The organism is Nostoc sp. UCD121, assembly GCF_014222285.1.
GTDB lineage: Bacteria > Cyanobacteriota > Cyanobacteriia > Cyanobacteriales > Nostocaceae > Nostoc.
In genome coordinates, this window is the sequence record NZ_JACKZS010000023.1 from 1 (window position 1) to 21393 (window position 21393).

Here is a 21393-nt window from a genome sequence, read left to right on the forward strand (position 1 = left end):
GGGAGCAGGGGAGCAGGGGAGGCAGGGGAGAATAACAAATGACAAATGACCAATGACAAATGACAAATGACTATTTAATTTATGAATCAAGATTTTACACAACAGTGGTTGACAGAAATCCAGGAACTCAGAGAGCAGATGGCTGCACTTCAGAGCGATCGCGATACGGCTTGGGAAAGTGCCCAAAAATGGCGACAGCTTTACAACACAGAAGCAGAACAACGCCGCACAGATGCCCAACTGTCCCAACAGGCGATCGCATCACTCAAGGCAGACTTGCATAAACTCCGAGGTCTTGAGGTCGAGACACTGGCTGCTGGGACATCACTAACAGCGATTCAGCAAGAGATAGAACAACTAAAATCTGTGGAGGAGTTACAAACTAAACTCATCGCCCTAATCAAAGAACGCGATCGCCTCTTGCAAGCTTTGAAAACTGAGCAGGATAATCATGGCCAAACCCGCAATAGCCTTACTACTGCTTTGGGTGATGCAATTGATAGCTTGACACAGGAACGAGCCAGAGGACAAAAAGAGAGTCAATGACCAGCGTGAACTTCGGTGATTTTGAATTCTTACAGCAGTTTTCAGGTATTTAGACCACGACTGAGACGGGGAAAGGGAAGAGACGCGATAAATCGCCGTTTTTACAATAATCAGTCCTTTGTAGAGACGGCGATTTATCGCGTCTTTGTGATTTTCTATATTGAGAGTGGTGTAAGTAACGCTATCCTTATCTCGGCTGAATGCCAGATACAATTAATGTTTCTATCGACTTGCTATCCAGGGGTTGGGAGAAAAAATATCCCTGTGCGTATTTGCATTTCATAGCTCTAAGTTGTGCCAGTTGCTCTACTGTTTCTATGCCCTCAGCTATTACATCTATATTTAGACTCTCGGCTAGGGTGATTATGGCCTGAACAATCTCCAAGTTTTCTCCATTAGCACCAATCTTAGTAATAAAAGAACGATCAATCTTCAGAGCATTACTCGGAAAGCGGTGCAGGTAACTCAACGATGAATAGCCTATGCCAAAATCATCTAAGTGTAATTGGATATTCATTTGTTGTAGTTGCAAGAGCATAGAAGTTGCTGACTGAATATTTTGCATCAGTACGCTTTCAGTAATCTCCAACTTTAAATTACTGGCTTCCAGGGCAGCCTCTTGCATAATTTGGTTAATTTGCTCAATCAGATCGGGTTGTAAAAACTGTTTAGTGGAAAGATTTACACTGATTGTCAAAGGTGGATCAGTTGGAAATTGGATTTGCCAAGCATGCATCTGCCGACAAGCCTCCCCCAATACCCAATAACCAATAGGGATAATCAACCCAGTTTCTTCTGCTATTGGAATAAAGCTGTCTGGAGGAACTAATCCGTGTTGCGGATGTTGCCAGCGAACGAGAGCCTCGAAGCCAATAATCTTGCAAGTTTCTAACAAAACAATTGGCTGGTAGTAAACCTGAAACTCCTGACGTTCAACTGCCCGTCGTAGATCCATCTCTAACTCTAATAGCTTCGTTATTTGGGTGTACATGGTTGAGTCAAATATCTCATGGCGTGCCTTACCCAATGCTTTAGCGCGATACATTGCAATGTCAGCATCGCGCAGGAGTTGCTCTGGTAGGTTGTAACTACCCTTGCTCACGACGATGCCAATGCTGACGGTGGTAAATACCTCATATCCTCTGAGTGTGAACGCAGATGTCAAAGCTTCGTGTATCCGCTCCACTACGCCTATTGCGTCATTGATGTTGTTGATATCATCAAGCAGAATTGTAAACTCATCTCCCCCAAGACGGGCAACTGTGTCTCCAGCACGTACACAGTTTTCCAGTCTGCGAGCAAGGGCAGTTAGTAGTTGATCGCCAATCATGTGACCGAGACTGTCGTTGACAACTTTGAAGCGATCTAAATCTAGAAACAGAACCGCAAATGTATAATCTGCACGTCGTTTTGCCAACATCAGCGCCCGTTCTAGCCGTTCCATAAATAAGGCGCGGTTTGGCAGACTGGTTAGTATATCGTGAAAAGCATCATGAATTAATTGCGCCTCCGCAAGTTTTAGAGCAGTAATATTGCGGGAAATACTCAAGACAAAGTATACAGAGCCATCGCTAGCCAATTCAGGCACAAGACGGGTATGATAATGTTTTGTTTGGGCAGCGATCGCTAAAGTGCATTCAAACTCGGTTTCTTGCTTAGTTTGGAAAACTTGCCCAAGCTTGCGATCGCATATCCGGCAAAATTCTTCCGGTAGATTTAACTCTGCGTTTGTCTTGCCAATAAATGTTTCGGCTGATATCCCTGTAACCTTCTCAATAGCTGGATTAACGTAAACGTAGCGTAATTGAGGGTTAAATCTGGAAATAATATCGGGTGCATTTTCAACTAGTGCTTTGAATTCTTGCTGGCGACGCGCTAGTGCCGCCAATATCTGCTTGCGCTCGGTGATATCCTGAAAAACAAGAACTGCACCCGTAATGTTACCGTTGTCATCTTTAATCGCTGCAATACTATCATCAATTGGGATTTCTGCACCGTTTCTAGTAATAAGTATAGTTTGTTCTGGTAGACCGACAGTAACACCCGATTGAAGGACTTGCGTTATCGGACTTTCAATTATTATCCGAGTTTCTTCATGAGCAATATTGAATATTTCTGTTGCTTCTTTTCCAAAGGCATCTGAATAATTCCAACCCGTCAGTTCTTCTGCGATAGGATTCATAAAAGTCACAGTTCCAGATGCATCGCTAGTAATCACAGCATCGCCAATACTTTTGAGTACAGTAGTCAGCCATTGTTCATTCTGTTTTAATTTTTTTTCTGTTCGATGTTTGGAAAGGGTGATTTCAATAGTGAACTTTAATTCCTTTTCTTTAAAAGGCTTAAGAATGTAGCCAAACGGCTCTGTTATCTTTGCTCGATCCAATGTTGATTCATCTGCATTAGCAGTCAGATATATTATTGGAACATTAAAAATATTATGAATTATCTGAGCCGCCTCCACACCGTCCATCTTTCCTTTGAGATGAATATCCATTAGAACTAAATCTAGAGAATCATCTGCTGCTTTCCTAATTGCTTCTTCTCCAGAATCGGCAAGCCCCAGAACAGTGTATCCAAATTTCCTTAGCCGACTTTGTATATCCATTGCCACGATGATTTCATCTTCAACAACTAATATATTGACTGAGTTCATGATTTTATTTATATTATGAGATTAGATATTTTTAGCCGGAAATATAATGTTATACTTCACTCCGTTATAGCTGACAAAATTGATATTGCCTTGAAGCTGATGTGTTAGACCTTTTACTAATCGCAGTCCTAATGATTCTGTAGCTTGAAAGTCAAAATCTTTAGCAAAACCGACACCATTATCACTGATAATAAGTGTAAATAAATTTGCTTCTATGGAGTAAAAGTCAATACAAATTTCTCCCGGTTCTCTTTGGGGAAAAGCATATTTTAGGGAATTTGAAATAAGTTCATTGATAATCAACCCGCAAGGAATAGCTGCATCAATAGCTAGAAAAACCTCTTCAACGTTCATTTTCAAGGTAATAGCACTAGAATTAACGTTGTATGAATAAAATAAATTATTGACTAAATCTTGAATATAGTCAGCAAAATTAATCTTTGCCAAGTCTTGAGATTGATATAGTTTCTCGTGGATCAAAGCCATTGATTCAATCCGGTTCTGGCTATCTTTGAATACCTCAAGGGCTTGATTGTCCTTGAGATATTCTGCTTGCAGGTTGAGCAGACTAGAAATAATCTGCAAATTATTTTTTACCCGGTGATGAATTTCTTTCAATAGCACCTCTTTTTCTTGAAGCGATGCTTTAATTTGCTCTTCTGCTTGTTTACGCTGCTGTCTCACCTGGGACTCACGCAACTCGCGGGCAACAGCAGGGATAAGCCGTGCTAAATTGCCTTTGATAATGTAGTCATGGGCACCAGCTTTCATGGCGGCTACTGCGGTATCTTCACCAATAGTCCCTGAGACAATAATGAATGGCAGGTCAAGTCCACTTTCCTTAACCTGCTTTAATGCAGCAGGGGCGCTAAAGGTGGGCATAGAATAATCACAGATGACAATATCCCATGTTTGTCCTGCGATCGCAGCTTTCATGGCTGTGGGTGTATCAACTCTTTCAAAGGTTATTTCATAGTCGCCACGTTGCAGTTCACGTAGCAGCAACAAAGCGTCATCTTCTGAATCCTCAACAAGTAATACGCGCAGAGGTGTACCCATACCCATCTAAACTATACTCTTGGTGGTGATTCGTTTAAGACAAACCAGTACAACCCTAGTTGTCGAACTGCTTCACTGAATTGGGAAAAGTCTACTGGTTTCCGAACATAGCTGTTGGCACCTAAGCTATAACCATTGATTAAGTCTTGCTCCTCCTTGGACGAAGTGAGAATGACGACGGGAAGAATTTTTGTCCTTTCGTCAGCCCGCAGGTGTCGCAAAACTTCCAAGCCATCCATTTTAGGCAACTTCAAATCCAACAGGATGAGATGTGGCATAACGCTCATATCGCGTTCAACGTAAATACCTTTACCAAAGAGATAATCTAGAGCTTCTACCCCATCATGTGCCACTACCACCTCGTTCATAATGTTGTTTTTCTTCAGTGCCCGTAAGGTTAACGCCTCATCGTCAGGATTGTCTTCTACTAATAGAATCATGTTGTATGTTTTCCTTATAGTTAAAGGGTGAAGTAAAATGTTGCGCCTTGTTCCACTGCGCTTTCAGCCCAGACACGGCCACCATGACGGTGAATAATCCTTTGCACAGTAGCTAATCCGATGCCAGTGCCTTCAAACTCAGTCATGGCGTGCAGGCGCTGAAAAGCACCGAAAAGTTTCTCAACATAGGCCATATCGAAGCCTGTGCCATCATCACGGACAAAATACACATGGGTGTCATCTTGCTGCAAAAGCCCAAATTCTATGCGGGCTTTTTGATGTTTTCCTGTAAACTTCCACGCATTACCCAGCAGGTTTCCTAGGACTATCCGTAACAGATGAGCATCACCATTAGTAACCAATCCCGGGGCTATGACAAACTCTACTTGGCGTTCTGGTTGGGTTTTGTGCAACTCTGTAGCGATCGCCTCCACCAGTGCGCTTAGATCAACCTTTTCGGAACGCATCTCACTGCGCGTCAATCGTGACAGATTCAATAAATCGTCGATCAGTTGTGCCATTCGCTGGGTGGCTGCACGCACTCGCTGGAGGTAGTTTTGGCCTAGTGTGTCTAGCTTGTCACCATAATCTTCTAGTAGTGCTTGACTAAAACCATCGATACTCCGCAAGGGGGCCCGCAGATCGTGAGATACAGAATAACTAAATGCTTCCATCTCTTTATTAGTGGCTTCGAGTTGTGCTGTGCGTTCTGCAACTCGCTGCTCAAGCTGGACATTCAGCCGCAGAATCTCTGACTCTGCCTTTTTACGCTCATTAATTTCAGTTTGCAATTCTTCGTTAGTGTTTCTCAGTTCGGCAGTCCGTTTGTTAACCTCTATTTCTAATTCATCACGAGCCTTTTGCAGAGAATTTTCCATCCGCTTGCGTTTGACGAGTTCCTGATTGGTGATCGTGGCTGCTAAACCGACGATAACAGAAGCTACAATACTGCCAAAAATAGTTAGCACAGTTGTTTGATGAGCGCTGGCGTTCGCCTCTATTGACCTCTGTTTCAACAACTCATTTTCTTCATTCTCCATAGCTGTAGTGAGCATTCGGATGTCCTCCATGATTTGCTGACCCCGATCTGTCTGAACTATTTGCAGTGCGGACTCTAAATCTTTGCTCCTTGCGTTAATCGCCTGTTCAATCAAAACCAGTTTTTTGGCAATCAAGGGTTCAAGGCGATCGAGCCGCCGTTGTTGATTGGGGTTATCCGTAGTCAATTGGCGCAGAGCCTTAAGTTTCTGAACAATCTCGTCAGTTGCTATGCGATAGGGTTCGAGATACCGTTTTTTGCCCGTAAGAAGATAGCCCCGTTGTCCAGTTTCTGCATCCTTGATCTGTGACATTATTTCTTTTGTCTTTTCAAGTACCTCGCGTGTATGTGTTACCCATTGAGCGTTTTCTCTATACTGAAGCAAACTCAGATACGAAACTACGCCGATACCAGTCATAATTGCTACTGCTATTACAAAACTGCCCGTATTCTTTTTGTAAATAGCCCATTTCATTTTTTACCTTCCTAATTGAAAAAGTAGCTGTTGACTAAAGTAGTAAAAACGATGAGCCAGCTCTTTAGACGGTTAACAGTCGCTATATACTGGCATTAGAGCATCACCGCGCCCCAGCTCAAGCGGCTATATCTTCGTTCCAGCAAACAATATCCATGAAAAACCTTTGGCTTGTTGAATAAGAAGTATGAAAATGATTTTGTTTAATATCAAAACCCATACAGAGACGCGATATATAGCGTCTCTACCTTTTGATTCATACTTCTTATTCAGCAATGCCAAAGGTTTTTCACGGTACTACTCATCATAGTCGTGCTAAATAATACCAAATTTTTTAACTTTTAGAGCAAACTAGCTCTAATAAAGGATATCTATATTAGTGAATTATTGTGAGCGTATATTTTCTGACTCATAAGAAGGCAAATAAGAAATTTTGTTCAATATTTCAGTATATTTCCTTAGCCAGATTCAATAGATTTTTGCTTGCATAGATCGTCTAAATGTGATAATTGCATCTGTAATTATACTTAATAGTTTTTGATTGTATTAGCTTGATATTGAATTGACTTGTAAGATACGTGGATTAGATAGAGACATAAAGTAATCTAGGGGAACAAGGGCATAGCAAGTCCATATTTCAAAGCATGGGCTTGCTATGCCTCTACGACAAATCTATCTGTATGTATCAGAGTTTTCGTGAATTAGTATTACGCTTCGGAATTGCTGAAATAAGGTAAAAATAATAGGGTATGGGGAAATTACCTCATGTAACTAACTCAAGGCAAGGTAAAGTACCCATGCTCAGGCGCTTAATTGTGATTGTTACTACCGCTATACTCTTTAGCAACTCCTTAACGCTGGCACAGACTAAAAAGCCCAAACCACCGGATAAATTTCCTCCTAGCCCCTTAGAAATTACCACACCCGATCCATTGCTACCACGTTTGCCCAAGGATAAACAGCCGTTAACTCTCCAAGAACAGCAAAACTTAGAACCAGCACTAGATGCCTTAAACCAACAAGCAGCAGCGAAACTGCAAGCAGGAGATCAGGTGGCGGCGTTTGAAATTTGGAACCGGGAACTTCGCTTGCGACGCTTTTTAGGTTCGTTCGCAGAGGTGCAAGCACTATCACGAGTCGGGGCGATCGCTTGGAAGCAAAATGATGGGGAAGAAGTACAATATATTACGCAGCGATTACAAGCAATTCAAAAGCAGGTGCAATCTCAGAAAACAACTGCCCAAGTTGATCTGGAATTATGGCGATCGCTAGCCCAAGCTTACCAAAATGTGCGATCTATTAAACTAGCTGTAGAAGCTTACGACCAAGTTTTGTTGGTGGTGCGGCAGCAAAAAGATCCAGCAGCAGTGGTAGAAATGCTTAAGACAATTGGGGAACTACATTTAAGTTGGTTTGATTATACCAAAGCCGCCCCAGTCTACGAGGAATTATTGAGTTTAGCTACTTCTCAAAGCGAACGTGTAAGCGAGGTGACATATCTGCAACGGCTGGCTTACATTTACGAGCAGACACAACAACCGCAGCAGTCATTGAATGTACTTAATAAACTAGTTGAAATTTACACTAGTGAAAATAATCTTACTGAAATCCCAGAATTAAAGCTAGCGATCGCTGCAAATTACGAATCTCTAGCCAAGAAAGATCCTAATTTACTGCTAGAAGCTTTTCAAAATTATCAAGAAGCTTATACCACTGCTTGGCAATTACGCGAGTATGTTCGTGCTGGCGACGCTTTGCAGAAGTTAATTGCACTGTACCGTTCTCAAGGACAAATAGACGAGGCTTTGCAGGCTAGCCAAATTCTTGTACAGATACAGACACAATCTGCCAACTTTTACGGGATAATGCAAGCTTATGACCAAATTGGGCAATTGTATCTAGAACAGAAAGATTTTCCTCAAGCATTAACAGCTTTTAAAAAAGGATTGGAAATAGCACAACAACTAAAACATGAAGAAGCATACTTTACTAAGCAAATTGAAAAAGTATCATCTAATCGGTAATACCTATGTAATTGATATTCAACTTAGATGCTTTTCAGCTTAATACATCTTCATATATTTCTGCGATCGCACACCGAAAATCAACGCTAGCTAAATGCACTTCTTGTTCTTGTTCATAAGGATAAAGTACCCACTGTCCTTGCTCATTGCGGCGGAAGCATTCTACACTCATTCGGTCTGGTGAAATTAGCACATATTCTTGTAGTGATTCTAAGTGTCGATAACTAGCGAATTTCTTGCCTCTATCATAGCCTTCTGTTGACTCAGAAAGCACTTCGATAATTAGGCAAGGATAAGATTTAAAATATTCACATTCTCTATCTCGTGTGTCACAAGTCACCATGACATCAGGATAGAAATAACGGTTGATGACATCAATCTGTGCTTTCATGTCCAACATATAGACACGGCATCCACTACCCCGGAGATGGTTTCGTAAAAGCATAGATACATTCATGCTAACTGTGACATGAGCATCACTTGCCCCTGCCATCGCGTAGACTTGTCCATCAATATACTCGTGTTTGATTTCACTTACTTTCTCACCTTCTAGATATTCTTCTGGAGAGATATAGTACTCACTTTGGCTGATGACCATTTTAGTACCTTAGTAGTTTTATCAAATATTTTAACCCATACAACAAATTTAATGAGCTGCAGCATTACCATTTGGCTTCACCTTTTTGAAGAATAAAACGGCGAGTCCACTGAGTAATAATGCAATGCCAATAAAATAGAAACAATCGTTAAAAGCCATTACATAAGCTTCCCGGCGGACTATATTAGATATGGATGCGATCGCTTGATTTTGTGCTGTACTCAAATCTGCTCCTTTGCTGACAAAATACTGTGTCATTTGGTCAATTCGCTGTTGAGTTTCTGGGTTATATAAAGATATCCCATCACCCAATCTATTTGAGTGAAATTGCTCTCTGTTAGTTAATAAAGTAGCTAAAGATGCAATTCCTATAGAACCGCCCATATTCCGCATCATATTAAATAAACCACTTGCTGAACCTGCTTCTTGTGGACTCAATCCAGCAGTGGCAATCGAAGTTAGGGGCACCATAATTAAGGGTTGTCCCATTGCACGCACAAATTGCGACCAGCGTAACTGATCTAATCCAGTTTCATTAGTCATTCCAGAGTTCATAAATGCACTGATGGAAAACAACGTTACGCCAACAGCTACCATTAACCTTACATCAATGCGTTGCATCAATTTGGGGATGAGTGGAATAATAAAAAGTTGAGGAATACCAGCCCAAATTAATACTTCACCAATTTGTAGCGCATTGTATTTTTGAATTTGGGCAAGATACAACGGTAAAATATAAATTGAACCATACAATCCAACCCCTAGCGACACATTAACAATACTGGCTAAACCAAAGTTCCGCCTAAACAAAAGTCGTAAATTAATAAATGGTTGCTTACGAGTTAATTCTATAAAGAAAAATATCGCCAGAAAAATTACTGCGATCACACTTAAGCGCAGAATCAGCGCTGAGCTAAACCAATCTTTGCGGCTACCTTCTTCTAAAACAATTTGCAGGGAACCTAACCCAATAGCCATTGCAATAATTCCCCACCAATCACCTTGTTTCAGTAAATTAATTTGGGGTTTTTCTTGCCTAATTCCGTACCAAACTCCAGCTAGCATCAATGCCCCTGGAATTACATTTATATAAAAGTTGTATTCCCAACCAAAATTTTCTGTTAACCAACCTCCTAATGTGGGGCCAATTGAAGGTGCAAAAACTGCACTAAACCCAAAAGCAGCCAGCCCAACTGATTGCTTAGATTGAGGTAAAGTCGTTAATACAACTGTCATAGCAGTGGGAATTAAGACTCCTCCACTAAAACCTTGTAAGGCGCGAAATAAAATCATGGAATTAAGATTCCACGACCAAGCGCAGCATATAGAAAAGAAAATAAATAGTGCAGTATTCACTAACAGATAACGTTGCAGAGAAAACACCCGCGATAACCATCCTGTTAAAGGAATTACCACAATCTCTGCTACTAAATAAGCGGTAGAAATCCAAGAGCCTTCTTCTAAAGTTGCTCCTAAACTTGCTTGAATATCTTGCAGTGAAGCATTAGTTATTTGAATATCTAATACCGCCATAAATGCACCAAGCATACTGGCTAATACACCAATCCAGGTTCTTAGCGGTACGCGTTCTGGTGGTGCTTGCTGACGAATTACACCTGTATTAGCCATAGTGTTGTTCCAGTTTCAAGATTAAGCAACAGAATTATTATTAAAGTTTGCTTTTTACAGCTTATATTTTAAGATTTATTAGTCATTACAATGCCCTTCTGCTCATAAATTGGAAGCATTATTTTCCTTAAAGCAGGCAACTGTCTGCTAAAAATTATAGAACCTAAAATACAAGCTATACCATCAATAATTAAAGTGTTGGGTGCGCCAATACGACTGGCTAACACACCTCCTAACAAGTTGCCTACGGGAATCATACCTAAAAATGACATTGTGTATAAGCTCATCAATCGTCCACGTTTGTCATCTTCAACAATTGTTTGTAAAAATGTGTTGCTAGCAGCAATCTGGAGAATTGTACCTAAGCCGACAAATAACATTGTAAATAAAGAAAGTGGTAAATATCGAGATAAAGAAAAGGCAATTAGACCAACTCCTAAAATTGCTGGAGCTAAAGCAATCAATTTACCAATTCCTAAGATTGTTTGGCGTGTAGCTAGATAAATTCCACCAGTTAAAGCTCCAACCCCAGATGCAGCCATCAAAAACCCCAAACTCTCTGCACCACCTTTGAGTACTTGTTCTGCAATAACTGGTACAAGAATAGTGTTTTGCAGCCCCATGAGGCTGACTAAAGCTGATAGCAACAAAATCGAGCGAATGGGTGGAAAACTAAAGGCATATACAAATCCCTCTTTGACTTTTTGTAAGGGATTCCCGTCTGTCACCACATTTTTCCAAGGCTTAACTTTCATTGCCAATAAAGCGGCGAGTACAGCAATGTAGCTTAAACCGTCTATTAAAAAACAATAGCCAGTTCCAACTCTAGCAATTAGTAAACCTCCGATCGCAGGGCCAATCAATCTAGCACCGTTGATCATGGTAGAGTTGATAGCGATCGCATTGGCTAAATCTTCTCTACGTTCAACCAGTTCTGGAACAAATGCTTGGCGGGCTGGCGCATCTAAGGCGTTAATAAATCCTTGACATAAACTCAAGGCGATGATGTGCCATACCTCAATCACACCAGTCAGTGCCAGTACTGCTAATGTTAACGATTGAATCATCGCTAAGATTTGTGTACCAATTAAGGTACGATATCGAGAAAATCGATCTACAAATACTCCACCAAAGGGAGCTAAAAAAAAGCTAGGAATTTGACTCGAAAATCCCACAACTCCTAGCATTAATGGTGAATTTGTCAAGCTGTAAACTAGCCAAATCGTCGCAAGTTGCGTCATCCATGTCCCAATTAGGGAAATACCTTGCCCGGCAAAAAATAACTGGTAGTTTTTTGACCTTAAAGCAGGTAGTAACGATTTTTTCATGTCAGGTTTGTTTTATACCAATCTGCTCTCACAAATATCATTTCACCTCATCTTTGTACGCCTCTCTATAGATGTAGGAGAATGTCATAACAAGAAAGAGGTTTGCAGGCAACTTGGTATTACTTGACTTCCACAGCTACTTCCGCAGACATCCCCGGAGTAATCCGCGATTCGTATCCTTGAATGCTCTTTTGATCAAAAACTACTTTAACTGGGATGCGTTGGACAACTTTGGTAAAGTTACCTGTAGCGTTATCTGGTGGTAATAAGGCAAACTGAGCGCCGGAGGCTGGCGAAAGACTTTCAACACGACCGACAAAGGTATGATGAGGGAAGGCATCTAGCTTGATTTCTGCTGTCTCTCCTGGGCGCATCTTTTCTAATTGGGTTTCTTTAAAGTTCGCAATTACCCAATACTCGTTATCCACGATCGCCATTAATGGTGTTCCTACTGCAACTCGGTTGCCAACTTCCACATTTTTTCTACCGACTCTTCCGGCACTGGGAGCGGTAACATTGGCGTAAGATAGTTGCAGTTGCGCGTCTTTGAGCGATGCTTCTGATTGCGCGATCGCAGCTTTTGCCGCTTCGTATTGGCTACGTTTGACTGTTGTATCTTGTCCGCCTGCGGTAGCTTGTTGCAATCCTCCCTTAGATGCTGCCAATTTCGCTTGGGCGTTGGTGACATTTTCTTGCGCCTGTGCTAGTTGAGACTGGGCTTTAGCAACACCAACTCTCGCAGAGGCTAATTTGGCTTGGGCTTGTTCTACTCCCTGAACGGCGGCGTTTCTTTGCGCCGTAGCCACATTAAAAGCGGCCTTGGCTGTGTCTAGCTGCTGACGAGCGATCGCACCTGATTGATACAACTGGTTGTAGCGATTGTAATCTGCTTGGGCATTTTCCAAATTTGCATTTGCTTGCGCTACCTGCGCTTGGGCGGCGGGAATCCCAGCTTCGGCTAGTCTAACTTCAGCCTGTGCTGCTGGTATCCCAGCTTGGGCTTCTTGTACTGCTGCTTGGGCTGTAGAAATTGCTGCTACCGCACCGCTAACATCTCCCTGCGCTTGAGTTGTCTTACCAGTGGTGGTTTGTGAAGTTAAAGCAATATTTGCTTGGGCGGCTTGGGCTTGTCCACGAGCATTTTCTAAGGCTGCTCCTGCTTGCTGTACCTTACTTTCATAGTCTCTTGGATCTAACTTCACTAACAATTGTCCCGGTTGCACCAATTGGTTGTCATTCACAAGCACCTGACTTACAGTTCCGGGAATGCGGCTACTAACTTGGTGAATGTTTCCGGCAACGGTGGCGTTGTCTGTTTCCTGGTGGGTGGAGGCGTATTGCCAATAGTTATAACCAAAAGTACCTGCGACGATCGCACCCACGCCTAATCCTGCCAAAATCAAACCAGTCGGTTTTTTCCGCTTCGTTGGAACTTCTTTCTCGATCTCAGGAGTTACAACAGGCGCTTCGGCGGTTACAGCTTCTAAAGTCTCTGAATTAGGAATCAATTCTTTTTCTATAACTATGGTTTTGTTTTCCTTGCGTCCGTTAAATGTATTGGTTTTCATGATTCTTAACTCGCTTGTTCGATGATTTGATTGATAGTCGTTTATTTAGAATGCGTAGTATTTTTTGAAAAAAATCTTATTTCCTTAGTATGCGTAATATTATCTCAAAACAAATCTTTACAGCACCTCCCCCGGTCGGGTGATTGTGAAACTATCTTTAGGAGAGGTTAGCGATCGCCCGATTTAAGATTTGGGAAAACAGTTCTCGGTCAGCAAAAGAAATACCATCCATTGCTTCATCCCGCACTGCGGCGGCGATTGGGGGTAAAATAGTTTCTAGTTCTTTACCTGCATCTGTTAGCCAGATCCGCCAGATGCGGCGATCGTGAGTATCGCGTTCTCGACGCACCAAACCGCGTTCTTCCATCCGATCTAGCACACCTGTTAAAGTCCCTCCCACTTGCTTGAGTTTGTCTCCAATACTAGAAGTAGGTAAACCATCTTCTTGCCACAAACAGCACAACACCAACCAGTGAAATGGTGTAAGTCCAAAGGGTTCTAGCTTATCTGTAAACTTGCGACTGAGCAATTGTGAAACTAATTTGATTCTGTAGCCCAAATTATATGGTGCCAGATTTTGCTGCCACGACTCTAAAGCTGAGGAATGATTAGATGTAGAAACCATTTAGCAAAATACTTAGTGTACGTAATATTATATATAAATCACAATTTTTTAGCAATAGGTGCTTTGCATCTATCTTAGGGAAGAAATTGGATCAACTGGTACTCTTTGACAGTGCCGAGAATACGGTAAGGTCTAGATAATTTAGGGGATTGGTCAGTATAGATCCAAGCATAGCTCAAAGCTGGTATTTGCGAAATAGAGGCTACTTGCTGGGCATGGATAGGAAGATAGAACTCCAATAATACTTGGGTTTTCTGGTCTATTTCCACGTAGTAAGTAGGATGAGATTGGAGAGTTGAGGCGATCGCAGTTTGTTGTAAAAAAGTTTTCAAAACATGGTTATAGTCACTTAACAGACCTATGCTACCAATCGTGGCCAAAGCTAGCCAACAGGGAATTAACCAACCTGCAATCCAATAACGCGCTGTGAGAAACTTCTTGCCAAGGTGGTAACGACTAATCCACACTACAGGTAAAATTAACCAACCCAAGCCCATAACCAAGCCAATAGTTGCATACTTGCGAAAATCAAAACTCCCCCAACTAAAAATGCCAATACTCGCTATAACAAGTAAAACACCGAACCCACCAAAGCCATAACTGAGATTTCGAGGAAGATTTTTTTTGCCAAAAAAGCTTAATATATTTATTTTATCTTTTTCAAGAGGTAATGGGGGGGTAATTCCTGTCTGGTAAATACTACCTAACCAGGTTAAACCCACAGATGCAAACAAAGCTATAAATGGATAAAGGCAAAGACTATAATGAGGGAGGCGAGTGCTAAAAAGACTAAGCTCACAAAATAGGATAAGTGGAAAGCAAACTAATATTAACTGATAACGAGGAATAGGACGACGTACAGTTAAAAATAAACCTAAAAGTCCGAAAAAAGCCCAAGGAAATGCTTTTAAAAGAATATTCCATAAATAAAACAGCCGATCATTTTTATAATTATTTTCAGAACCTAGCTGCATAACAAACTTGAGCAACTCTTCAAAACTCTGATTTCCGTAGTGCAGCCAGCTTAAATACAGCCAAACAGAGGTAGGGATTAAACCTACAAAAAATCCTAAATATAAAAATGGGTTAGTAAGATGATGATGACGGCGATGTTCCCAAATTAAATAAGGGAATAAAGCGATGATTGGCAAAAAAATCATAAAGCTTCTAGCTAAGAAGCCTAAACCTAAACTTAAACCAGCTATAAAAGTCCAAAAATAGCGATAGTTAGGATATGATTCTGTTTTTATTAAAGACAAAATAGCTAAAAGTACCAATAGAACCATCAGTATATCAGGTGTACTTAAGCGAGAGTATTGCAGCCAGAGAAATTCCACACTTAAAATAGCAGCAGCAAGCCAAGCTAATTTTTTGCCCAGCATAATTTTGCCGATTTCATACACAAGCCATAAGCTCAAAATACTAGCAATCATACTAGGAAGACGCGCACTAGTATCACTCATACCAAACAGCTTGTAGAAGCTGGCAATTAACCAATAAGGGCCAGGGGTTTTATGATGTGCCGTTGTCCAAGGAGTTATCCAATTACCAGAATCAAACATCAGACGCGCCCGCGAAGCGTAAAGCGCCTCATCATGTGCCATCAGGCTATTGTGCCCAGAAGTAAATAATAATAAGGGAAGTATCCAAAGTAACAAACTCAAATAGGGTAATAATCCCACCAGATGCGTTTGCCGCCAAATATGCCGCAAGATATGTAATTTATAAAACATTAAATTGATAAAATTGAATACTGCTATTTAGACTCGTCTATGTATCTTGCTGTTATTAAAATATGCTACATAGTGTTTTTTGAACAATACCTGAAATTGCGGCATTTTTTGAAAAAAGTACTCCAAAACAGAGATTTATGCAATTAAGACCGAATCAACGCCAGAAATTAGACGACAAAGACGATAAGCTGTTCTATGCCTATCCCCGCTTTGTTACCCATGTCGATGAAGGATTTATTCAACAGCTAACGGATTTATATCGCGATCGCCTTAAACCCAACACCCGCATTCTTGATATGATGAGCAGTTGGGTGTCTCATCTACCAGAAGAGATGCAGTTTGACCATGTGGAAGGACATGGACTCAACGCTGAGGAACTAGCACGAAATACCCGCTTAAATCATTATTTTGTACAAAATCTTAACGAAAATCCGCAGCTACCTTTACCAGATGGAGATTTTGATGCTGTTCTCAATTGCGTATCTGTGCAGTATATGCAATATCCAGAAGCAATATTTTCTGAAATTCACCGCATCCTGAAACCTGGTGGTGTCGCAATTATCAGCTTTTCTAACCGGATGTTTTTTGAAAAGGCGATTCAAGCTTGGCGGGAAGCTTCAGAAGCACAGCGAGTGGAATTAGTCAAAGCCTACTTCGCCTCAGTTCCAGGATTTACAACCGCAGAAGTTATAGTTCATAAGTCAACATTACCGAATTTATTTCAGTGGTTGGGCGCAGCTGGAGGAGATCCATTTTATGCCGTTATAGCTTATCGTAGTTAAGCCAAATATTCACTAGTGCAAGAGGGTTTGTAGTAAGCACTTTAGTGCTTAAAAAATAAGGACTAAAGTCCTTACTACGAACTTAGTTACCTGCTTAAAATTAAAATGCTTTTGTACATAGATAATTTTTGTAGATGAATTATTGGCTAATGAAATCAGAACCAGAAGCCTATAGTATTGCTGACCTTCAACAGCAAAAAGAGACTATCTGGGACGGTGTTCGCAACTATCAAGCTCGTAACTTTTTGCGCCTTATGGATGAAGGAGACTTAGCTTTTTTTTATCATTCCAATACTAATCCTCCTAATATTGCTGGGTTAATGCGTGTAGTGAAAAAAGATATTGCTGACCCAAGTCAGTTTGAGCCAGAAAGTAAATACTACGACCCGAAATCAACTTCCGAATCACCTCGGTGGCAAACAGTTGTAGTAGAATTCGTTGAGACTTTTTCTAACCCTATCTTGCTATCAATACTCAAAGAAAAGTTTAGCGCCGAAGACTTAATGTTGGTGAGACAAGGAAATCGGTTATCAGTGATGCCTGTCCCTGAAGCAGTGGCTTTGAAGATTCTGGCGATGAAAAGCTCATAGTTGAAAATTACTAACTTACAATTCACTGTAAAATTCAAGGTTTGTAGTGAGGACTTTAGTCCTCTCTACACGAACGAAATCAGGACTAAAGTCCCAACTACTAACATTTTTGAAGGAAGGTTGATTAACTGAATATAATGTGATTTCTTCTTACCTACTTACCTACTTACTTTACGCCCATTGCACAGGATCTAATTGATAGTAACGTTGCAATTGCTCATAAAGTGCCGGATGCTTAGACAACAATTGGTGCGGTTTCTCAAAGAATGTCTCAGTTGCTACGGCAAAAAATTCTGCGGGATTCGTTGCACCATAGCTATCCATTACCGTCTTTGCACCTTGGAGAACATCATTACAAAGTTGCTGATATGCTTCTGTCATCACCTTTGCCCAAATAGTATAGTCTGATTTGCTTTGCAGTATGGGAACTCCTTCAGCTTTACCATCTTCTTGATCCAACTGATGGGCGAATTCATGAAGCACAACGTTACGTCCATCCCTCCAGTTATTAGTATCTTGTTTCACCTGTTCCCAAGACAGTACTACTTGGTCATTTGTCCACGATTCCCCTAGTCTGGCCACACGCCTTTCTTCAACAACATAATTTCCGATGGGAGTCGTTTCTTTAACAAAATAAGCATTGGGATAAACCAGAATTGAACGAAGTCTAGGGAAATATTGCCCACGTTCATTTAATAAAAGTAAACAGGCTACAGATGCAATGGTCAGTTTCATTTCCTCCGTCACCTGTAATCCTCTACAGCCAATAAATTGCTTTTCTGCTAAAAATACTTGAATATGTCCCTGAAGTCGTCTAATTTCATCGGGAGAGAGACAGAGATAAATAGGAAGATTGTTCTCAATAATTGCATTCCATAGTGGGGGAAAAGGACGGTGTTTAAGGCGGTTTCTTCGCTTTTTTACTAGAATAGGATTGATTAAAATACCTGTGATAATTAGCCCAATTATGAGAAAAGTAATTATTGTTTGAATCATTGACTTTTAAGTAATTTATATATTTAAGCCCCTGACTTATATTTCTAAGTTAACCTCTTTTTTTTGTTGTAAAATAATCAAATTCAATTAATGATAATTGTAGTTGAGTTGTAGCTTGCTTCCCCACAGTGGTACGAAGTAAAACCCAACAAATGCCAGAAATTTTAGTCTATAACTTCTTCTTTAATCTCTTCTCTCTGTGTTCTCTGTGCCTCTGCGGTTAAATAAATTCCAAACCGCAGAAACGCAGAGAGCGCTGAGATTATAAAAACTATATTTACCGCTATTGGATCAGAATTATGCAAGATTGAACTTTGGTAGAAAGGGTTTTTTGAAGCTCTTGCTCAACTTTACTAATCAATTTATCAAAAGCCTCTTGATCTGCTGTCAATTGTTCTTGAAGAACTTTCTCTAACTCAGGCTTTATTTGCTCACACATATCCTCGATTTTTTTGTCACTCAAAAAACTAGAACGAACCCAACTAGGTACATCTACATTTGTCTTGATTACTTCTTGAACACTCTTACGATTTAGCTCCATTCCTGCCGCCATCACCGAAGCCCCATATACTAAGGCAATAGGCCAGGTTAAATGTCCTGTTAGAATGAGAGTGATGATGCTAGCTACAGTGCCTCCACCAATTACTACATTGACAATAAAGCCCACTGTCTCAGCCAAAATAGCATCTCCAATTCGTAGCTCTGGGTTAACAAAATTTGGGTCAATGCTATCCTGGAACCTTAAGCTGCTTCTAGGTATCTGAAACTTTCGACATATTGGATCGGTTTGTGCGGCTAAATCTGGTTGGATTTTATTGCTAAACCAATAAGCGCATTGATGATTAATTATCTGCACAGCGCGTTCGTCGGAGACGTTGCCGGAGGCATCGCTTTTGAGCCACTGTTCTGCTCGACCGATCAAAGATGTTTCCAAATCGGCTAAAGTCCGTATTTTGTTTTTTTGCCAATCTTTTAAAGCTGGTTTAACTGCGTTGATAATCAAGCCATCTGTCAAAGGCTTAGTTAATGATTCGATTAACTCCGGGATATGCCTTTCAATCAAACCTTTAAGCGTATTCGAGGTAAATAGTTTGTTGACTTCTTCCTTAAAAGCAGCAGCACGCAAATCCCATCGTCCTACTCGTGCTAATCCCAGTGCAATACACCGTTCCGGTTCTGGATCGGGGCGAAGCAGCGTTTCTGGTTCGGGAAACATTTCCTGACAAAGCAAGTGCGTAAACTTCATGCGAGATGCACCCCCAGTCATCAGCAAAAGTTTCGGCACGATTCCAAGTTTTTCTAGCTTTTCTTTGGCTTCGGTTAAAGAGTCGCTAAACGATCGCACCCAACTATGATGCCCCAGTTCCGGTAAGGGCTGGTTTAAAATTTCCTCCATCATCAATTTATTGACTTGGGGAATAAAATAAATCTGTTCGTTAATCGACTCGAAGCCACGCGCAAAGGATTCAGGATCGCTGTATAGCTGTTCATTAGAAAAATAATCTTCTTTAGCTTTGCGACAAGCAAGTTCACAACGAGCTTGGTGATGTGGATATTCCTTAAATACTTTTTCGAGTAATGCTTTTTGCTCGTGGTTGGCGAGAGTCCGGGCAAAAATAGCTTTGTCAATTAAGGATGCACCTAAAGTATTACTCCCGAAATCTATGGGTATCTCTTCTAAACTCTTAACCAGAGTAAAATCTGTGGTTGAAGAACCAATATCGACAATTAGCACCGATGCAACAAGTTTGTCATACTCCAGTTTCCCGGCTTCTTTGGCTTGCATAAAAGCAGCCCGTGATTCCGGTACAACATTTAGTTGGGGAATACCAGCTTCTTGAAGTAGCTTTTGGTATTCGGTGCGATCGCTAATTGACCATCCTGAAGGGCAACCAATGTAAAAATAGCTACCTTCTCCACCTTCAAGTTGTTTACTTTCTTTCAAAAGGCGGTAGTAGGTTGCTACAAAAGTGCTAATTGTTTCCCGATATTTAGGATCGCTGTTGGGTTTTTGCTTGAAAGAAATTGTGAGTTGGGTAACGCCAGCTTGAATTAATGCTTGTTCGCCGACAAGATAACCGAGTTTAGGATGCCAACCAAGGGCTGTAATTTGGTTCTTCTTGTTATTAATTTCCAGCATCTGGGGGGGGTCGATGCTTTCCACTACAGCTTTAGCTACAGCCGTTTCACCGTGCCCCAAATCAAAACCGATTGTTTCTAAAATTTCCATACCCTTATTGTCTATTATTCTCTAGCAGAGGAATATGCTGGCTCAATTACCCTACCGCGCCGAATCAAGCGATCGCCTTTTAACAGAGCCGGAGTTAGAGTTACATGATCTTTGGTATCGGGGTCGATACTTGGCTCGAAGTCAAAATAATTGCGATCGCTGTGAGGGTCATTTGGTCGGTAAATTTGAGCGTTAATTCCCTGAGACATTAAAATCTGTGGCAGAAGTTTTGCAAGTTCATAAGCCATTTGGGGTTTATCAAGTTTTGATGCGCCCATTAGCCTTTGCAGAAAATTTAATAGCTCTGGCAGTTGTTCTATTGCTAAGTCGCCTTCATGTTTATTCCATTCTTCTACTCTAGCTACTGCTAGGTCGATAGTGTTAAGAGCATCGCCAAGATGCTCTAAAAATATTTTGCTATCAACCCGGAGCAGAGGTTTAGGTAATTCCAATAACTCTGAAGACATAGAATTTTGCTGGCTTTTTAACTCAAGTTGAAGCATAACTTCTACCCCTAGAAGTATAGAGGTTAGTAAGATAGCCATCCATGCACCTGGGCTAGTTTTAGTTAAGGAGAACAACGAACCTAAGATGCCTATATAAATTAGTCCCTTTAGCAGTTTTAGGATTAATCTGCTGGAAAAAAGGTTTGTACTTGGGTTAGTAAATTGCTTTTGTTCTATTGGAGCAATTTGAGAATAGTTAGCCGCAGCAAGAGTGGCGATGGACTGCCGCAGGGTATCTAGGAAAAAGGAAGCTAGACGAACTTGAGCTAAATTAAGCTTTTCAATGTAAATTCTTTCGAGATTATCAAGTCGATTGTGAACCAACTTAACTATCTCCTCAATGTTAGTTGTGTTATCAATATCTGTCTGGAGTTGGTTGCGTTCTTCGCTAAAAAGTGAGGTGATTGTTTTCATTGCGTTGACTAAGACTTTAACGTTATTAATAGGAGTGAAATGAACAGACAACTGCTTATTTCAACCTGTAAGGGACTTGCAGTTAAAAAAGATCCAATCGTAGAAGCGTAAGACCTTGCGCCCCTATAAATTTACAAATAATTTTGGATAATTTA

At 40.9% G+C, this 21393-nt stretch carries 17 protein-coding genes; 4 read left to right on the plus strand and 13 right to left on the minus strand.

Going from position 1 to position 21393, the window contains the following annotated elements:
* The first annotated feature begins 81 nt into the window (after nt 1–81).
* Nucleotides 82–546 (plus strand): hypothetical protein, encoded by a 465-nt coding sequence (locus GNF10_RS07555; protein ID WP_185580746.1) that lies wholly within the window; start codon nt 82–84, stop codon nt 544–546.
* Nucleotides 547–733: 187 nt separating this feature from the next.
* On the opposite strand, the gene GNF10_RS07560 is transcribed toward GNF10_RS07555, so the two are convergent.
* The 4 genes from GNF10_RS07560 to GNF10_RS07575 are packed head-to-tail and all read right to left on the minus strand — an operon-like array spanning nt 734 to nt 6215.
* Nucleotides 734–3202 (minus strand): EAL domain-containing protein, encoded by a 2469-nt coding sequence (locus tag GNF10_RS07560; RefSeq protein WP_185580747.1) that lies wholly within the window; start codon nt 3200–3202, stop codon nt 734–736.
* A 21-nt stretch (nt 3203–3223) separates the two neighbouring features.
* A complete protein-coding gene (locus tag GNF10_RS07565; RefSeq protein WP_260445940.1) occupies nt 3224–4267 on the minus strand; it encodes a sensor histidine kinase in 1044 nt (347 codons plus the stop codon).
* A gap of 5 nt (nt 4268–4272) precedes the next feature.
* On the minus strand, nt 4273–4701 hold the full coding sequence (locus GNF10_RS07570; protein ID WP_185580748.1) for a response regulator: 429 nt from the start codon (nt 4699–4701) through the stop codon (nt 4273–4275).
* Nucleotides 4702–4721: 20 nt separating this feature from the next.
* Nucleotides 4722–6215, minus strand: a complete 1494-nt coding sequence (locus GNF10_RS07575) for a CHASE3 domain-containing protein (RefSeq protein WP_260445941.1) — start codon at nt 6213–6215, stop codon at nt 4722–4724.
* 797 nt (nt 6216–7012) lie between these two features.
* On the opposite strand from GNF10_RS07575, the gene GNF10_RS07580 reads away from it, so the two are divergent.
* Nucleotides 7013–8239: a lipopolysaccharide assembly protein LapB gene (locus tag GNF10_RS07580; RefSeq protein ID WP_185585608.1), complete on the plus strand. Its 1227-nt coding sequence runs from the start codon at nt 7013–7015 to the stop codon at nt 8237–8239.
* Nucleotides 8240–8273: 34 nt separating this feature from the next.
* Here GNF10_RS07580 and GNF10_RS07585 read toward each other — a convergent pair whose 3' ends face one another.
* The 6 genes from GNF10_RS07585 to GNF10_RS07610 form a co-directional block, all read right to left on the minus strand.
* Complete coding sequence (locus tag GNF10_RS07585; RefSeq protein WP_185585609.1) at nt 8274–8837, minus strand: Uma2 family endonuclease; 564 nt, start codon at nt 8835–8837, stop codon at nt 8274–8276.
* 48 nt (nt 8838–8885) lie between these two features.
* Entirely contained in the window at nt 8886–10466 is a 1581-nt protein-coding gene (locus tag GNF10_RS07590) for a DHA2 family efflux MFS transporter permease subunit (RefSeq protein ID WP_185585610.1), read from the minus strand.
* A 68-nt stretch (nt 10467–10534) separates the two neighbouring features.
* A complete protein-coding gene (locus GNF10_RS07595; RefSeq protein ID WP_185585611.1) occupies nt 10535–11794 on the minus strand; it encodes an MFS transporter in 1260 nt (419 codons plus the stop codon).
* A 119-nt stretch (nt 11795–11913) separates the two neighbouring features.
* Entirely contained in the window at nt 11914–13362 is a 1449-nt protein-coding gene (locus GNF10_RS07600) for an HlyD family secretion protein (RefSeq protein WP_185585612.1), read from the minus strand.
* A gap of 157 nt (nt 13363–13519) precedes the next feature.
* Nucleotides 13520–13987: a MarR family winged helix-turn-helix transcriptional regulator gene (locus GNF10_RS07605; protein ID WP_185585613.1), complete on the minus strand. Its 468-nt coding sequence runs from the start codon at nt 13985–13987 to the stop codon at nt 13520–13522.
* A gap of 74 nt (nt 13988–14061) precedes the next feature.
* Nucleotides 14062–15720 carry a glycosyltransferase family 39 protein gene (locus tag GNF10_RS07610; protein WP_185585614.1) on the minus strand — a complete coding sequence of 553 codons (1659 nt, stop codon included), beginning with the start codon at nt 15718–15720 and terminating at the stop codon, nt 14062–14064.
* A 137-nt stretch (nt 15721–15857) separates the two neighbouring features.
* Between GNF10_RS07610 and GNF10_RS07615 the strand changes: the two genes are divergently transcribed.
* Together GNF10_RS07615 and GNF10_RS07620 are read left to right on the plus strand one after the other, a co-directional pair.
* Nucleotides 15858–16502: a class I SAM-dependent methyltransferase gene (locus GNF10_RS07615; RefSeq protein ID WP_185585615.1), complete on the plus strand. Its 645-nt coding sequence runs from the start codon at nt 15858–15860 to the stop codon at nt 16500–16502.
* 134 nt (nt 16503–16636) lie between these two features.
* Nucleotides 16637–17092 carry an EVE domain-containing protein gene (locus GNF10_RS07620; RefSeq protein WP_185585616.1) on the plus strand — a complete coding sequence of 152 codons (456 nt, stop codon included), beginning with the start codon at nt 16637–16639 and terminating at the stop codon, nt 17090–17092.
* Between the two features lie 171 nt (nt 17093–17263).
* Here the strand turns inward: GNF10_RS07620 and GNF10_RS07625 are convergent, their stop codons facing one another.
* The 3 genes from GNF10_RS07625 to GNF10_RS07635 all read right to left on the minus strand — a co-directional run bounded on the left by GNF10_RS07625 (nt 17264) and on the right by GNF10_RS07635 (nt 21238).
* Nucleotides 17264–18088, minus strand: coding sequence for a zinc-dependent peptidase (locus tag GNF10_RS07625; RefSeq protein WP_185585617.1), 825 nt, complete (start codon nt 18086–18088; stop codon nt 17264–17266).
* Between the two features lie 283 nt (nt 18089–18371).
* Nucleotides 18372–20318, minus strand: a complete 1947-nt coding sequence (locus GNF10_RS07630; RefSeq protein WP_185585618.1) for an Hsp70 family protein — start codon at nt 20316–20318, stop codon at nt 18372–18374.
* A 14-nt stretch (nt 20319–20332) separates the two neighbouring features.
* Nucleotides 20333–21238 carry a hypothetical protein gene (locus tag GNF10_RS07635; RefSeq protein WP_185585619.1) on the minus strand — a complete coding sequence of 302 codons (906 nt, stop codon included), beginning with the start codon at nt 21236–21238 and terminating at the stop codon, nt 20333–20335.
* Between the last annotated feature and the right edge of the window lie 155 nt (nt 21239–21393).

Excerpts from the sequence above, each read along its gene's own strand:
- GNF10_RS07620 (WP_185585616.1), top strand. The coding sequence starts at position 16,637 with ATGAATTATTGGCTAATGAAATCAGAACCAGAAGCCTATAGTATTGCT.
- GNF10_RS07610 (WP_185585614.1), bottom strand. The coding sequence starts at position 15,720 with ATGTTTTATAAATTACATATCTTGCGGCATATTTGGCGGCAAACGCAT.
- GNF10_RS07555 (WP_185580746.1), top strand. The coding sequence starts at position 82 with ATGAATCAAGATTTTACACAACAGTGGTTGACAGAAATCCAGGAACTC.
- GNF10_RS07605 (WP_185585613.1), bottom strand. The coding sequence starts at position 13,987 with ATGGTTTCTACATCTAATCATTCCTCAGCTTTAGAGTCGTGGCAGCAA.
- GNF10_RS07615 (WP_185585615.1), top strand. The coding sequence starts at position 15,858 with ATGCAATTAAGACCGAATCAACGCCAGAAATTAGACGACAAAGACGAT.
- GNF10_RS07595 (WP_185585611.1), bottom strand. The coding sequence starts at position 11,794 with ATGAAAAAATCGTTACTACCTGCTTTAAGGTCAAAAAACTACCAGTTA.
- GNF10_RS07635 (WP_185585619.1), bottom strand. The coding sequence starts at position 21,238 with ATGAAAACAATCACCTCACTTTTTAGCGAAGAACGCAACCAACTCCAG.
- GNF10_RS07560 (WP_185580747.1), bottom strand. The coding sequence starts at position 3,202 with ATGAACTCAGTCAATATATTAGTTGTTGAAGATGAAATCATCGTGGCA.
- GNF10_RS07580 (WP_185585608.1), top strand. The coding sequence starts at position 7,013 with ATGCTCAGGCGCTTAATTGTGATTGTTACTACCGCTATACTCTTTAGC.
- GNF10_RS07575 (WP_260445941.1), bottom strand. The coding sequence starts at position 6,215 with ATGAAATGGGCTATTTACAAAAAGAATACGGGCAGTTTTGTAATAGCA.
- GNF10_RS07630 (WP_185585618.1), bottom strand. The coding sequence starts at position 20,318 with ATGGAAATTTTAGAAACAATCGGTTTTGATTTGGGGCACGGTGAAACG.
- GNF10_RS07600 (WP_185585612.1), bottom strand. The coding sequence starts at position 13,362 with ATGAAAACCAATACATTTAACGGACGCAAGGAAAACAAAACCATAGTT.
- GNF10_RS07565 (WP_260445940.1), bottom strand. The coding sequence starts at position 4,267 with ATGGGTATGGGTACACCTCTGCGCGTATTACTTGTTGAGGATTCAGAA.
- GNF10_RS07590 (WP_185585610.1), bottom strand. The coding sequence starts at position 10,466 with ATGGCTAATACAGGTGTAATTCGTCAGCAAGCACCACCAGAACGCGTA.
- GNF10_RS07585 (WP_185585609.1), bottom strand. The coding sequence starts at position 8,837 with ATGGTCATCAGCCAAAGTGAGTACTATATCTCTCCAGAAGAATATCTA.
- GNF10_RS07625 (WP_185585617.1), bottom strand. The coding sequence starts at position 18,088 with ATGATTCAAACAATAATTACTTTTCTCATAATTGGGCTAATTATCACA.
- GNF10_RS07570 (WP_185580748.1), bottom strand. The coding sequence starts at position 4,701 with ATGATTCTATTAGTAGAAGACAATCCTGACGATGAGGCGTTAACCTTA.